Source organism: Pseudomonas sp. EB271-G4-1 (assembly GCF_058791355.1).
Window position 1 is genome coordinate 114,437 of the sequence record NZ_JBYTEO010000010.1, and the last position, 14,291, is coordinate 128,727.

Genomic DNA, 14,291 nt, shown 5'->3' on the forward strand with positions numbered 1-14,291 from the left:
ATTCGTCGATTCATGAACCTTGTAAGCTCGGGCGCATGTTTGGTTGGCTGAAAGAGAACCGTCGAATCGTGACACGCTTCAATAAGCTTGCAAAAAGCTGCGCCGCGATGCTCTCGCTGGCTTGTTCCATACGGTGTCTACGACAACTCTTTTCGTACAGAGCCTAGGATACGCGTTATCACCGGCCGACTGCAGGCCCTCCTGCCGCGCGCTATCGGCACAGCATCTCCCGTCACCTCGCGCGACTGGCTGGGCCGTGCTACAACCTGATCGCGTCGTTGCGCCCAGAACGAGCGCTCGAAGATCTGGTTTCCCGTGTAGGTGTAAAAGCCAATAACGCCTTGACAGATGGCAGGTTGCAATTGGAATTACCGGTGGGTTTGCGATTGAGTTGGTTCCGCGCCTCGCCGTGTCCCGAAGTGGGACCTCTGGTGGCTGTTTCTTCGCGTTCCCGTCTAACAGACACCGTATAGACACGAAAACTCGCGCCCAACAAAAAGGGCTTACCGCGATATCGGTAAACCCTTGATTTATATGGTGCCCGAAGCCGGAATCGAACCGGCACGCCCTTACGAGCGGGGGATTTTAAGTCCCATGCGTCTACCAGTTTCGCCATTCGGGCGGTAGCGCGGTGAAGCAGAGGGGGGAATATATACATCCCGACCGAGTGAAGCAAGTTTGCAACGGTGTTTTTCGAACACTGCCCGAAGTCGGCTGCGAAAAAAAAAGCGCCTTAAATCATGCATCTACGGTGATTTTCTACAGCATCTCGCAGAATCGATAGCGCACTTGCACCCAAGGCATCACGAAAACGACATTATCTCCCAATGTTTCAAAAGCCAGCGCAATCCCACCTTTTCAGTGCGCCTGCTCGCTGCCATGCCAGACAACCCCGAAACCTGATCTATGCTGGTGCCAGCAGCGCCGCTGTTTGGCTTAGCAATGCGGCGCTACCCACATTATCCTTACCCCTTTCATGAACCCGTTTGAATTGGCGTGGGCAGGCTGCTGCGGTCGCCATTTAAGGCCTTAATGTATGACGTCTTCCACGAAGCACGCACCCGATGCCCCCCAGCGCAGAGAGTTGACCCCCAGTACCCTGGACTTTCCTGTGGTAGGCATCGGCGCTTCCGCCGGCGGGCTTCAGGCCGTGAAGTCATTTTTTCAACACATGCCCGATGACAGCGGCATGGCCTTCGTGGTGATTCTTCATTTGTCACCGGATCACCACAGCATCGTCGACCGGATCATTCAGGATGTCACTGCGATGCCGGTGCTGCAGGTGACCGAAACGACTGATATCAAGAAGAACACCGTCTACGTCATCCCGCCCGCGCACCACCTGGCGATGAGTGATGGCCACCTGTCGGTGACTTCGACCGATCGGCACCCTGGCTTGAGCATCGCCATCGACCTGTTCTTCAGGGACCTGGCGGATGTGCACAAGGAACGCGCCTTTTGCCTGGTGCTTTCGGGCACTGGTTCTGATGGCGCGGTGGGGTTGTCGCGAATCAAGGAGCAAGGCGGCGTCACGTTGGTGCAGGCACCCGAAGATGCCGAGTTCGACGGCATGCCGCGCGCGGCCATCGACACCCGGATGGTCGACCTGGTGCTGCCGGTGGTGCAAATGCCGGAAAAGCTGCTGGAGTTGTGGCGCAACTCGCAAGCCATTCGCCTGCCGAACGCCAACGATCCTGACGCCAGTATCGGCCCGGCTCCCGGCGAGCGCGACGCCGCCGTCGCGGAACAACGGCTGCAGGACATACTGCTACAACTGCGGGCAGGCACTGGCCATGACTTCAAGCACTACAAGCGCGCGACGGTGTTGCGCCGCATCGAGCGGCGCCTGCAAGTGACCGCGCAACCGGATCTGGCCGCCTATTACCAGTACCTGCAGGCTCATCCGCAAGAAACCAGGGAACTGCTGTGCGACATGCTGATCGGCGTGACCAATTTCTTTCGCGACCGCGAAGCCTTCCAGGCGCTGGAGCGCGATGTCGTACCGAGCCTGCTCAAATCGTTGGGGCCACAGCGTGACGAGATACGCGTCTGGTCGGCAGGCTGCTCGACGGGCGAAGAAGCCTACAGCCTGGCGATGATGTTGACCGAACAGCTGGCGCAGCATGACAGCCCCGCCAAGCTGCAAGTCTTCGCCACGGATATCGATGACCGGGCCATCGCCTTCGGTCGCAACGGCGTCTATCCCGAAGCGATCGCAACCGACGTCCCGCCGTCATACATGCGCCAGTACTTCAGCCGCGAACAACAGCACTTTCGCGTGCGCAAGGAAGTCCGCGAGAAAGTGCTGTTCGCCAAGCACAGCCTGTTGCTGGACCCGCCGTTTTCGCAAATCGACCTGATCGTCTGCAGGAACCTGCTGATTTACCTCGACCGCGACGTACAACGCGACATCATGCAAATGTTCCATTTCGCCTTGCGCCCGGGCGGCTACCTGTTCCTGGGGACCTCCGAGTCCGCTGACGCTTGCCTGGACCTGTTCACCCCCGTGGACAAACGCAACCGCATCTTCCGCGCCAAGAGTGGCCTGACCCATACCCGACGGGCACCGGCCATGCCTCGCGGTGGCTACGTGCGCACGACCATCGCCAGCAGCCCCGTCGTCGCTCAATCCGCACGCAAGACGTCCTATGCCGATATCCATTTGCGCGCCCTGGAAAAGGCCGCGCCGCCGAGCATCATCGTCGATGCCAATGCCAATATCCTGCACATCACCGAAGGTGCTGGGCGCTTCCTGCGTTATGTGGCGGGCGAGTTGTCGCGCAACTTGCTGACGCTGGCCCATCCGGACCTGCGACTGGAGATCCGCACCACGCTGTTTCAGGTGCAGCAGGCCGGCACGCCAGCGACCTCGCGCAAAGTGCGAATCGAGCGTGAGCGGCGCAGCTATCTGGTCGACCTGACCGCTCACCCCTACAAGGACGACGAGACCGAAAACGAATACGTCCTGGTGATCTTTGAGGAGCGCGAAGTCGAGCCTCAGGACTCGCTCGCCAGCGTCTCTGGCCAGACCGAAAACCGGATGTTGAGCAATCTCGAACAAGAGCTGCAACGTACCAAGCTGCATTTGCAGGAGACCATCGAGCAATCGGAGGTCTCCAGCGAAGAGCTCAAGGCGTCCAACGAAGAAATGCAGGCCATCAACGAGGAGTTGCGTTCAGCTACCGAAGAGCTGGAGACCAGCAAGGAAGAGCTGCAGTCGATCAACGAGGAACTGCTGACGGTCAACTACGAGCTCAAAACCAAGGTTGAAGAAACCGACAAGATCAACGACTACCTTTCCAACCTGATTACCTCCACCGACATCGCCACGGTGTTCGTCGATCGCAACATGCGCATCCGCTGGTTCACCCCCAGGGCCACGGACATCTTCAGCATGCTGCCGGTCGACACCGGGCGCTCGTTGATGGACATCACCCACCGCCTCGATTACCCGCAGATGGCCGAGGACGCGGCGACCGTCTTCGAATCGCTGAACATGATCGAGCGCGAGGTCAGCAGCAACGACCAACGCTGGTACATCGCCCGATTGCTGCCCTATCGTTCCAGCGAGGATCATATCGACGGCACGGTGCTGACCTTCATCGACATCAGCAAGCGGCGCGCCGCCGAAGACGAGCTGCGCCTGGGTGAGGAACGCATGCGTCTGGTGGCGCAAAGCACCCACGACTTCGCGATCATCATTCTCGACGAGCATGGTGTGATTACCGACTGGAACACCGGCGCGCAGCTGATTTTCGGTTACGCCAAGGACGAAGTGCTCGGCGCCTGCTATGACCTGATCTTCACTCCCGAGGACCGCGCCGAGGGCGTGCCTGAAGCCGAACTTGCGGCGGCACGCAAACATGGGCGCGGCGAAGACGAGCGCTGGCACTTGCGCAAGGACGGCAGCCGCTTCTATTGCAGTGGCGAAGTCGCCTTGCTCAAGGGGGAAAGCCTGCAGGGCTACGTGAAGATTGCCCGCGACCTCACCGGTCACAAGCGCATGCATGACCAACAAAGCCAGCAACTGGCCGAGACCCAGACCAGCAGTCACCTCAAGGACGAGTTCTTTGCGGTGATGTCCCACGAACTCAAGCACCCGCTCAATCTCATCCAGCTCAATGCCGAACTGCTGCGGCGCCTGCCGATGACCAAATCCGCCGGGCCGGCGATGAAAGCCGTGAACACCATCTGCGATGCGGTCGCCAGCCAGGCGCGGATCATCGACGACCTGCTGGACGTCGCCCGGGTGCGCACCGGCAAGCTCAAGCTGAAAAAGCAGGCGGTGGACCTGGGACGGATTCTCCAGGATATCTACACCGTGGTGATCAATGACCAGCATCCGTGCGAGGTCACGCTGCAGCTGCCCCAGCCTCCCGAGCCGCCCCTGGTGGTCGATGCCGACAGCACACGCCTGGAGCAGATCATCTGGAACCTGCTCAACAATGCACTGAAGTTCACGCCCAGGGATGGCCGCATCGAGCTGATCGCCCATCGTGTCGAGAACATGGCGCAACTGGACGTCATCGACAGCGGCGTGGGGCTCGAGCAGGACAATCTGCACAAAGTGTTCGATCTCTTCAGCCAGGCGGACAACCAGCATGCCAGCCATCAGCGCGAAGGCCTGGGCATTGGCCTGTCGTTGGTGCGGCAACTGGTGGAAGCCCACGGCGGTTCGGTGAATGTACATTCCGAAGGCCTGGGACGGGGATGCAGGTTTACCGTCCTGTTGCCACTGTGCCAGGCGCCACAGCACGCCAACGAGCAACCGCATGGGCCGGGTGAGTCGGGGCGACTGATCGGCCAGAAAGTGCTGCTGGTGGAAGACTCCAAGGACGTCATGGAAGTCCTGCAGACGTTGCTGGAAATGGAGGATGCTCACGTCGATGCCTTCAGCGATCCGCACAAGGCCCTGAAAGCGGCCAGGGACAGCAGCTACGACGTGATCATCTCGGACATCGGCATGCCGCTCATGAATGGCCACGAACTGATGCATGCCATTCGCCAGATCGCCCATCTCAAGCACACACCGGCCATTGCCTTGACGGGCTATGCCACCAGCAGCGACGAGAAAAAAGCCAGGCAATCGGGTTTCAATTACCACGTGAGCAAGCCAGTGTCCCACGATGACTTCCTCGACATCATTGGCGAGGCCTGTCATTCACGGCGCTTTTGAAACGCCCAAAAAAGCAATCGGCCCGGTACGTCAAAGGCACCCGGGCTAAGGCGATGAACCTGAGAGCACCGAAGGTATCCGGTGCCCAGCGTCATCGTTGACGACCATCGCGCGCAAGCTTCGCGCCTACAAGGCCGGCTATCAAGCGGCCTCGCAATCCTCAATACCTTCTCGAGCGGAGCCCGTCAGGCGCTCCGCGGTCTTCTGACGAACAAAAATCAACCATGTGTCGACAATATAGTTGCATTAAGCGAATTACCCTTTTAGATTTCGCATCTAAATAGCAATGTGTCGACAATCAATGATTTTATAGTTTTGCAGGAGCAGGTTCTTTTCGGTGCAGCCACGGGTGGTCACCCTCGGTGAAAACCGAATCCCTGCTTTTGCTTTTTTCCCGGGAATGGACTGTCCCACTACCCCACCTCGCGTGCCATTACCCCCGCAGGAGATTGCCGTGCTCCAAGCCTATGACCGTCACGTACAAGAGCGCGCCGAGGAAGGCTTGCCGCCCCTCGCGCTGAACGCCGAACAAACCGCAGGCCTGGTCGAGCTGCTGAAAAATCCCCCGGTGGGTAAAGAGGCAGTCCTCGTCGACCTGATCACCCATCGCGTGCCGCCAGGCGTGGATGAAGCGGCCTATGTCAAGGCAGGCTTCCTGTCCGCCATCGCCAAGGCCGAAGCCAGATCCCCCCTGATCGACAAGCAGCGCGCTGTAGAACTGCTGGGCACCATGCAAGGTGGCTACAACATCGCCACCTTGGTCGAACTGCTGGACGATGCAGAATTGGCCGCCGTTGCCGCCGGACAACTGAAGCACACCCTGCTGATGTTCGACGCCTTCCATGACGTCGCTGCAAAAGCCAAGGCTGGCAACCCGCATGCCCAAGCCGTAGTGCAATCCTGGGCTGACGGCGAGTGGTTCACCGCCCGCCCGGCCATCGAAGAAAAGTACAGCTTGAGTGTGTTCAAGGTGCCAGGCGAAACCAACACCGACGACCTGTCCCCTGCCCCGGACGCCTGGTCGCGCCCGGACATCCCGTTGCACGCCCGGGCCATGCTGAAAATGGCCCGTGACGGCATCGTGCCGCAAGAGCCTGGCGCCATTGGCCCGCTCAAGCAGATCGACGCCGTCAAGGCCCAGGGTTTCCCGGTGGCCTACGTCGGTGACGTGGTAGGTACCGGCTCCTCGCGAAAATCGGCGACCAACTCCGTGCTGTGGTTCTTCGGCGACGAGATCCCGTACGTACCGAACAAACGCGCCGGTGGTTTCTGCTTCGGTAACAAGATTGCCCCGATCTTCTACAACACCATGGAAGACGCCGGCGCACTGCCGATCGAGTTCGATGTTTCGAAACTGCACATGGGCGACGTGATCGACGTCTACCCGCACGCCGGCAAAGTCTGCAAGCACGGCACCCAAGACGTTATCACCACCTTCGAATTGAAGACCCCGGTGCTGTTGGACGAAGTACGCGCTGGCGGCCGTATCCCTCTGATCATCGGACGTGGCCTGACCGAGAAAGCCCGCGCCGAGCTGGGCCTGCCTCCTTCGGACCTGTTTAAAACGCCTGAAGCACCGGTTCAAAGCACCAAGGGTTTCACCTTGGCGCAGAAAATGGTCGGCAAGGCGTGTGGCGTGACCGGCATCCGCCCGGGCACCTACTGCGAACCGAAAATGACCACCGTCGGCTCCCAGGACACCACAGGCCCCATGACCCGTGACGAGCTCAAAGACCTGGCGTGCCTGGGCTTCTCGGCTGAGCTGGTGATGCAGTCGTTCTGCCACACCGCGGCGTACCCCAAGCCTGTGGATGTGAAAACCCATCACACCCTGCCGGACTTCATGCGCACCCGCGGCGGCGTTTCGTTGAAAGTTGGCGACGGCATCATCCACAGCTGGCTCAACCGCATGCTGCTACCGGATACCGTCGGCACCGGTGGCGACTCCCACACCCGTTTTCCGATCGGCATCTCGTTCCCGGCCGGTTCCGGGCTGGTCGCCTTCGCCGCCGCCACCGGCGTCATGCCGCTGGACATGCCGGAGTCGGTGCTGGTGCGCTTCAAGGGTAAGCTGCAACCAGGTATCACCCTGCGTGACCTGGTGCATGCCATCCCCTATTACGCCATCCAGCAAGGTCTGCTGACTGTCGAGAAGAAAGGCAAGATCAACGCCTTCTCCGGACGCATCCTGGAAATCGAAGGCCTGGACGAACTGACCGTCGAACAAGCCTTCGAACTGTCCGATGCCTCGGCTGAACGCTCCGCCGCAGGCTGCACCATCAAGCTGCCTGAAAAGGCCATTGCCGAGTACCTGCGCTCGAACATCACCTTGCTGCGCTGGATGATCAGCACAGGCTACGGCGATGCACGCACCCTGGAGCGTCGTGCACAAGCAATGGAAGCCTGGCTGGCCAACCCTGAGCTGCTGGAAGCGGACGAGGACGCCGAATACGCCGAGATCATCGAGATCGACCTGGCCGACATCAAGGAGCCGGTACTCTGCGCACCGAACGACCCGGACGACGCTCGCCTGCTGTCGACCGTTCAGGGCCAGGTCATTGACGAAGTGTTCATCGGCTCCTGCATGACCAACATCGGTCACTTCCGCGCTGCCGGCAAGCTGCTGGAAAAGGTCAAGGGCAGCCTCCCTACCCGACTATGGCTGGCCCCGCCAACCAAGATGGACGCTCACCAACTGACCGAGGAAGGCTACTACGGCATTTACGACAAGGCCGGTGCGCGCATGGAAATGCCAGGCTGCTCGCTGTGCATGGGCAACCAGGCGCGAGTGCAGACCGGCTCGACCGTGGTCTCGACGTCGACCCGCAACTTTCCGAACCGACTGGGCGACGCCACGAACGTCTACCTGGCCTCGGCCGAGCTGGCCGCCGTGGCCTCGATCCTGGGCAGGCTGCCAACCTTCGAAGAGTACATGGAGTACGCGAACAACATCGACAGCATGGCGGCCGACGTTTACCGCTACCTCAGCTTCGATCAAATCGCCGAGTACCGTGAAGCGGCAGTGAACAGTCATATCCCGGTCGTCCAAGCGTAGCGCGTAATAGGCTTGGTCTTCAAAGCGCCGACAACCCTGTCGGCGCTTTGCTGATGAGCGCACCTTTTGGGACACTCATTTGTGGCCGCTTTGATGGGTTGCGGAACACATGCCAAAAATTGCGGAACACATTGCTTTTTCGCAGGCAATAAAAAACCCCGTAGATCATTGATCTACGGGGCTATTTATAGTGGAGGCCGAGGTCGGAATCGAACCGGCGTAGGCGGATTTGCAATCCGCTGCATAACCATTTTGCTACTCGGCCTCAAAACATCTGCTGTCAGTAGCGCGACATCAAATGCGTAAAACTTGGAGCGGGAAACGAGACTCGAACTCGCGACCCCGACCTTGGCAAGGTCGTGCTCTACCAACTGAGCTATTCCCGCGTCTTGGTGTGGCGCATTCTATAGAATCCAGAAGCCCCGTCAACCCCTTGATTCAAAAAAGTTTTATTTCTTTTCCACGTCAGTCTTCAGATGCGGCCAGGCAGCCCGCAAGTACTGAACCATGGACCACAATGTCAGGCCGGCGGAGACCATCAGCAAGGCGTAACCCATCAAGACCCAGAAGCTGAAATCCGACGGATTGCCCAGCAGGATTACCAGCGCCAGCATTTGCGCGGCGGTTTTCCATTTGCCCAGGTTCGATACGGCCACGTGCGCACGGGCGCCGAGCTCGGCCATCCATTCGCGCAAGGCCGAGACCACGATCTCGCGACCGATGATCACAGCGGCCGGCAGCGTGAGCCACAGGTTGCCGTGTTCCTGGACCAGCAACACCAGGGCGACGGCGACCATTAGCTTGTCGGCCACCGGGTCGAGGAAAGCCCCGAACGGCGTGCTTTGTTCCAGGCGTCGGGCCAGGTATCCGTCCAGCCAGTCAGTGGCGGCGGCGAAGGCGAAGACCGAGGCTGACGCCAGGTAACTCCATTGGTATGGCAGGTAGAACAGCAAAATGAAGATCGGTATGAGCAGGACGCGTAGAACGGTAATCAGATTAGGGATATTCATCGGCACAACTGGCTACGAGGTGAGGGGGCATTCTACTCGCTGTGCAGATTTGCATAAATCAACTCTGCGAGCTTTTTACTGATCCCGGGGGCTTTGGCGATTTCTTCGATGCTGGCACGAGACAGCTCCTGCAATCCACCAAAATGTTTGAGCAAATCGCGCCGGCGTGTCGGCCCGACCCCTGCAACGCCTTCAAGCGTCGAGGTGCGCCGGGTTTTGCCGCGTCGCGCACGGTGCCCGGTAATCGCAAAACGGTGGGCTTCGTCGCGAATCTGCTGGATCAGGTGCAGCGCGGGGGAATCACCGCGCAAGGTGAATTCGTGGGCGGCATCGTTGAGGTACAGGGTTTCGAAACCGGCCTTGCGCGTCGCACCCTTGGCGACGCCGAGCAGGATCAGGTCGGGGACCGCCAGCTCGTCGAGCACGTCACGGGCCATCGATAGCTGGCCCTTGCCGCCATCGACCAGCAGGATGTCCGGCAACTTGCCCTCCCCGTCCTTGAGCTTGCTGAAGCGCCGGGTCAGCGCCTGGTGCATGGCGGCATAGTCATCGCCCGCCGTGACACCTTCGATGTTATAGCGCCGGTAATCGGACTTGATCGGGCCTTCGGGGCCGAACACTACGCATGAGGCTACGGTCGCCTCCCCGCTGGAGTGACTGATGTCATAGCACTCGAGGCGCTGGGGTGGCTCGTCCAGCTTGAGCACTTCGGCCAGGGCCTCGAACCGCGCGGCAACGTGTTGTCGGTTGGCCAGGCGCGCGCCCAGGGCCTGCTCGGCATTGGTCACCGCCAATTGCTGCCAGCGCGCACGCGTACCGCGCACTCGGTGGCTGATGGTCAGTTCGCGACCGCGCAGCTCGTCAATGGCTGCAATCAGTGTCGGAAAATCTTCGTGGACCACATTGACGATCAGCTCGCTCGGCAAGTCGCGTTCAGGACTGCTGACGTAGTACTGGCCAAGAAACGCCGCCATGACTTCAGACACGTCTTCTTCAATGCCCACCTGCGGGAAGAAGTTCTTGCTGCCCAGTACTCGCCCGCCGCGCACGCTGATCAGGTGAACACAGGCGCCGCCCGGGTTGACGAACGCGGCGATGACATCGACGTCGCCCGTACCGCCTTCCATGCTTTGTTGATCCTGGACCCGGCGCAGCAGCGAAATCTGGTCGCGCAGTTCGGCGGCACGTTCGAACTCGAGGTTGATCGCCGCCTCTTCCATGGCCGCGGACAACTCGTCGCTCAACGCATTGCTGCGACCTTCGAGGAACATCACCGAATGTCGCACGTCTTCGGCATATACCTGTGGGTCGACCAGGCCGACACAAGGCGCCTTGCAGCGCTTGATCTGGTATTGCAGGCAAGGCCGCGTGCGGTTCTTGTAATAGCTGTCTTCGCACTGGCGAACGAAAAAGGTCTTTTGCAACAGGCTCAGGCTTTCGCGAATCGCACCGGCGCTCGGATAGGGGCCAAAATATTTGCCCTTGGCCTTCTTCGCCCCGCGGTGGATGCTCAAGCGCGGAAACTGGCCATCGGAGAGAAAGACATAAGGGTAGGATTTGTCGTCGCGCAGCAGGATGTTGTACGGCGGACGCCACTCCTTGATCAGCGTCTGCTCGAGCAGCAAGGCCTCGGTTTCATTGGCCGTGATAGTCGTTTCGACCTGGGCGATACGCGCAACCAGCGCAGCGGTCTTGGGCGCCAGGCCGGTTTTGCGAAAGTAGCTCGACAAGCGATTCTTGAGGTTCTTGGCCTTGCCGACATAGAGCAGGCGCGCATCGCTGTCGAACATGCGATAGACACCGGGGCGCCCGCTGACCGTTGACAGGAACGCGCTTGGATCGAAGGTTTCAGTCATTTTCAGAGGCTGGCATCAACCATGCCGTGTCGCACCGCCAACAGCGTCAACTCGACATCGCTGCTGATCGAAAGCTTTTCGAAAATGCGGTATCGGTAGGTGTTCACGGTTTTCGGGGACAGGCACAACTTGTCGGAAATGATCTGGACTTTCTGGCAGCCGACGATCATCAAGGCGATCTGGATTTCCCGCTCCGACAGGGCATCAAAGGGCGAGTCGTTGGTCGGCTGGAAAGACTTGATCGCCAGTTGCTGGGCAATTTGCGGGCTGATGTAGCGCTGCCCGGCAAACACCAGGCGGATGGCCTGGACCATTTCCGGCAGCCCGGCGCCCTTGGTCAGGTAGCCCGCCGCCCCGGCTTGCAACAGCCGCGTGGGAAACGGGTCTTCCTCGCACACGGTCACCGCAACGACCTTGATGTCGGGATGGCTGCGCAACAATTTGCGAGTGGCTTCAAGACCGCCGATGCCCGGCATCTTGACGTCCATCAAGACCACATCGGGTTTCAACTCACGCGCCTTGAGCAGGGACTCTTCCCCGGACTCTGCCTGGCCGACTACTTGCAGGCCATCGATGTCAGCCAGCATTCGCGTAATGCCTGTGCGAACGAGATCATGGTCATCGACTACTAGCACCCTAATCAAGCAGACACCTCGCGATATGATCTTATTTGGAATGCCCGCCACCTTAGCAAAAAGCAACTGGCAGACCTAGCGCCAAGCGCTATATAAAAAGTTTCCATTCGTCTTGCAGGGCTTGTCGGCAGCGTGTTTCAGCATGTCGCAAAGCAGACTTCACGCTCCATGCGCAGGAAACACTCGTCTTTGCCCACCACCTTAAAGCCCTTGCGTTCGTATAAGGCCCGCGCCGGATTATTTTCAAAAACGGTCAGGCGCAAGCACTGGCGCCCCTCCCTGCACGCCAGTGCTACTACTTGATCGATTACCCAGGAACCGACCCCCTGCCCTCGAAACGCCTGGCCAACATGCAGTTCGCGGATGTAAAGCGCCCTGGCATCCCGACTGAGACTGACGAACCCCAATTGACGTTCGCCGTGCACCATTACCCGATTGTCACGCCCGGCCCAGGCGACATCGAACGCTTCGTCCAGCCACACTAGATCGTGCTGGATGTAATAGCGCAGCATGTTGACGCACGTCAGGTCCCGGGCGAAATCGAGGTCGCAGTCCATTGCCCGGCGCCAGTCGAGATCCGGCAAGCCGCGGCGAACATCAGGTAATGGCGTCATGCTCGATCCTGGGAGGGTGGGTTGTTTTCAAAAACAGGGAGTGTGTGCCACAAGCGCACGGGCACTCAAGCGATAGAAATCGCCTTTGATGATCGATAGCATTTTCTGATTGAAACCTCGCACCGCCCTCTAGTAAGCTCGGTGCACTCATCGGAGATCGACCATGTTCAATGCCCACCCACCGCTTCGTACCGCCAGCGCCCCGCGCTCGGTTGCGTCTGCCCGGGTGAACGACGCGTGCGCTCCGGCAAGCTTTTATTTTGGGTATTGGTTTAGCCACTGGCGCGCCTGATACCCACACGGCGCCCACTTCAAACGGGTCGCCACCAGAGAATTTTCAACCCCCGGTCGGCCTCCCGACCGGGGGTTTTGTTTTTTGGGCCCGCCACTTATTTAGCGACACACCGCCATCAAGAGGATTCACGAAATGAACTACGCCACTTATTACCGTCACGACAGTTTTAGCGCCTGGCGATTTACCACCCTCCGCTCGGGACAGCCTGCCGCCTCCGATCGGTCACCCACAGGTGGCAAGCACACACACGCAGCCAATCCGGCCAATTGTCGAACACCCCAGTAGGGCCGAGCGCGCGGGAACAACCCGCCGCCGCCCAGGAAGCCTGAACATGAACTCGTCCGTCTCTGCTCTGCCACTGTCGACCCTCAACCCTGCCAACGAAGCGCTGACCCTGCGCCTGCCAAGCTCGTTGCAACTCAAACAGCAATTGCCACTGAGCAACACCCTCGCCCTCCAAGTCGCCGCTCACCGCCAGGCGGTTCGCGCGATCCTCGACGGGAAAGACTCGCGCCTGTTGGTCATCGTGGGCCCCTGCTCGATCCACGACCCGAAATCAGCGCTCGAATATGCCGAGAACCTGGCCCGCCTGGCCGCCGACGTCAGCGACCAAATGCTCCTGGTGATGCGCGCCTACGTCGAAAAACCTCGCACCACGGTCGGCTGGAAAGGCCTGGCCTACGACCCGCACCTCGATGGCAGCGATGACATGGCCGGCGGTCTGACCCTGTCCCGCGAACTGATGCGTGAAATGCTCATGCTCGGCTTGCCGGTGGCCACTGAACTGTTGCAACCGATGGCCGCCGGCTACTTCGATGACGTGCTGAGCTGGGTGGCCATTGGCGCTCGCACCACCGAATCGCAGATCCATCGGGAGATGGCCAGCGGCCTGGGCATGCCGGTAGGCTTCAAGAACGGCACCGACGGCGGTGTCGGCGTGGCCTGTGACGCCATGCGCTCGGCCGCCCATCCACATCGCCATTTCGGTGTCGACAGCCAGGGCCATCCCGCGATCATCCAGACTCCGGGCAATGCAGACACCCACCTGGTGCTGCGCGGCGGTCATCACGGCCCGAACTACGATCGCGCCAGCATCGCCCGCGTGCACGCTGACTTGACCCGCCTGAAGATCCCGGCCCGGGTCATGGTCGACTGCAGCCACGCCAACAGCAGTAAAGACCCACTGCGCCAGCCCGCCGTGTTCAACGATGTACTGGAACAACGCCTGCAGGGTGATCGCTCGCTGATCGGCATGATGATCGAAAGTCATTTGTTCGAGGGCTGCCAACCGCTGGGGCCGTCGCTGAAGTACGGTGTTTCGGTCACCGACGGCTGCCTGGGCTGGAGCGCGACAGAACAGCTGTTGCGCCAGGCGGCGCAGCGGCTGCGGGCACAGGGATAACGCCTGTAGGAGCGAGCATGCTCGCGATGGACTTCCGGGCGACGCGCTCATCCAGACAGTGCGCGTTATCGTTGACGTCCATCGCCAGCAGGCTGGCTCCTACAGGGGATCCAGGTGCGCCCGAAAAAGTCAGGTCGGCTATAAGGCCGCCTCGCTTTGCTTTTGATCGCGGGCGCCCCATTAACCACGATGGCCGAACGCAGGCATTGCGCAGTGGGGAAACCGGCAGGACGCCGGTTTAGCCGCGC

General features: G+C 60.1%; 7 protein-coding genes, 3 tRNA genes and 2 pseudogenes. 5 read left to right on the top strand and 7 right to left on the bottom strand.

The features are described 5' to 3' along the window. Positions 1–32: 32 nt before the first annotated feature. Both AC3WWR_RS07705 and AC3WWR_RS07710 read left to right on the top strand, forming a co-directional pair. Positions 33–167, top strand: a pseudogene (locus tag AC3WWR_RS07705) (IS5/IS1182 family transposase); the annotation flags it as partial. 6 nt (positions 168–173) lie between these two features. Then, a pseudogene (locus tag AC3WWR_RS07710) lies at positions 174–254 on the top strand (lytic transglycosylase domain-containing protein); the annotation flags it as partial. A gap of 281 nt (positions 255–535) precedes the next feature. Here AC3WWR_RS07710 and AC3WWR_RS07715 read toward each other — a convergent pair. Further along, positions 536–622 (bottom strand) — tRNA-Leu (locus tag AC3WWR_RS07715). 414 nt (positions 623–1,036) lie between these two features. On the opposite strand from AC3WWR_RS07715, the gene AC3WWR_RS07720 reads away from it, so the two are divergent. Together AC3WWR_RS07720 and acnB are read left to right on the top strand one after the other, a co-directional pair. Continuing rightward, positions 1,037–5,176, top strand: coding sequence for a CheR family methyltransferase (locus AC3WWR_RS07720; protein ID WP_492598613.1), 4,140 nt, complete (start codon positions 1,037–1,039; stop codon positions 5,174–5,176). 454 nt (positions 5,177–5,630) lie between these two features. Next, positions 5,631–8,231, top strand: a complete 2,601-nt coding sequence (gene acnB / locus AC3WWR_RS07725; RefSeq protein WP_492598614.1) for a bifunctional aconitate hydratase 2/2-methylisocitrate dehydratase — start codon at positions 5,631–5,633, stop codon at positions 8,229–8,231. A 191-nt stretch (positions 8,232–8,422) separates the two neighbouring features. Here acnB and AC3WWR_RS07730 read toward each other — a convergent pair. The 6 genes from AC3WWR_RS07730 to AC3WWR_RS07755 form a co-directional block, all read right to left on the bottom strand. Further along, positions 8,423–8,496, bottom strand: a tRNA-Cys gene (locus AC3WWR_RS07730). A gap of 45 nt (positions 8,497–8,541) precedes the next feature. Next, a tRNA-Gly gene (locus AC3WWR_RS07735) sits at positions 8,542–8,617 on the bottom strand. A 63-nt stretch (positions 8,618–8,680) separates the two neighbouring features. Next, on the bottom strand, positions 8,681–9,241 hold the full coding sequence (gene pgsA / locus AC3WWR_RS07740) for a CDP-diacylglycerol--glycerol-3-phosphate 3-phosphatidyltransferase (RefSeq protein WP_020798850.1): 561 nt from the start codon (positions 9,239–9,241) through the stop codon (positions 8,681–8,683). Between the two features lie 32 nt (positions 9,242–9,273). Further along, the gene (gene uvrC, locus AC3WWR_RS07745) at positions 9,274–11,097 is read right to left on the bottom strand and encodes an excinuclease ABC subunit UvrC (protein WP_020798849.1); all 1,824 of its coding nucleotides are present in this window, start codon (positions 11,095–11,097) and stop codon (positions 9,274–9,276) included. A gap of 2 nt (positions 11,098–11,099) precedes the next feature. Then, positions 11,100–11,741, bottom strand: a complete 642-nt coding sequence (gene gacA / locus AC3WWR_RS07750; protein WP_008015884.1) for a response regulator transcription factor GacA — start codon at positions 11,739–11,741, stop codon at positions 11,100–11,102. Positions 11,742–11,869: 128 nt separating this feature from the next. Next, positions 11,870–12,346 carry a GNAT family N-acetyltransferase gene (locus AC3WWR_RS07755; RefSeq protein WP_020798848.1) on the bottom strand — a complete coding sequence of 159 codons (477 nt, stop codon included), beginning with the start codon at positions 12,344–12,346 and terminating at the stop codon, positions 11,870–11,872. Between the two features lie 626 nt (positions 12,347–12,972). Between AC3WWR_RS07755 and AC3WWR_RS07760 the strand changes: the two genes are divergently transcribed. Further along, complete coding sequence (locus tag AC3WWR_RS07760) at positions 12,973–14,043, top strand: 3-deoxy-7-phosphoheptulonate synthase (protein ID WP_151141935.1); 1,071 nt, start codon at positions 12,973–12,975, stop codon at positions 14,041–14,043. Positions 14,044–14,291 lie beyond the last annotated feature (248 nt).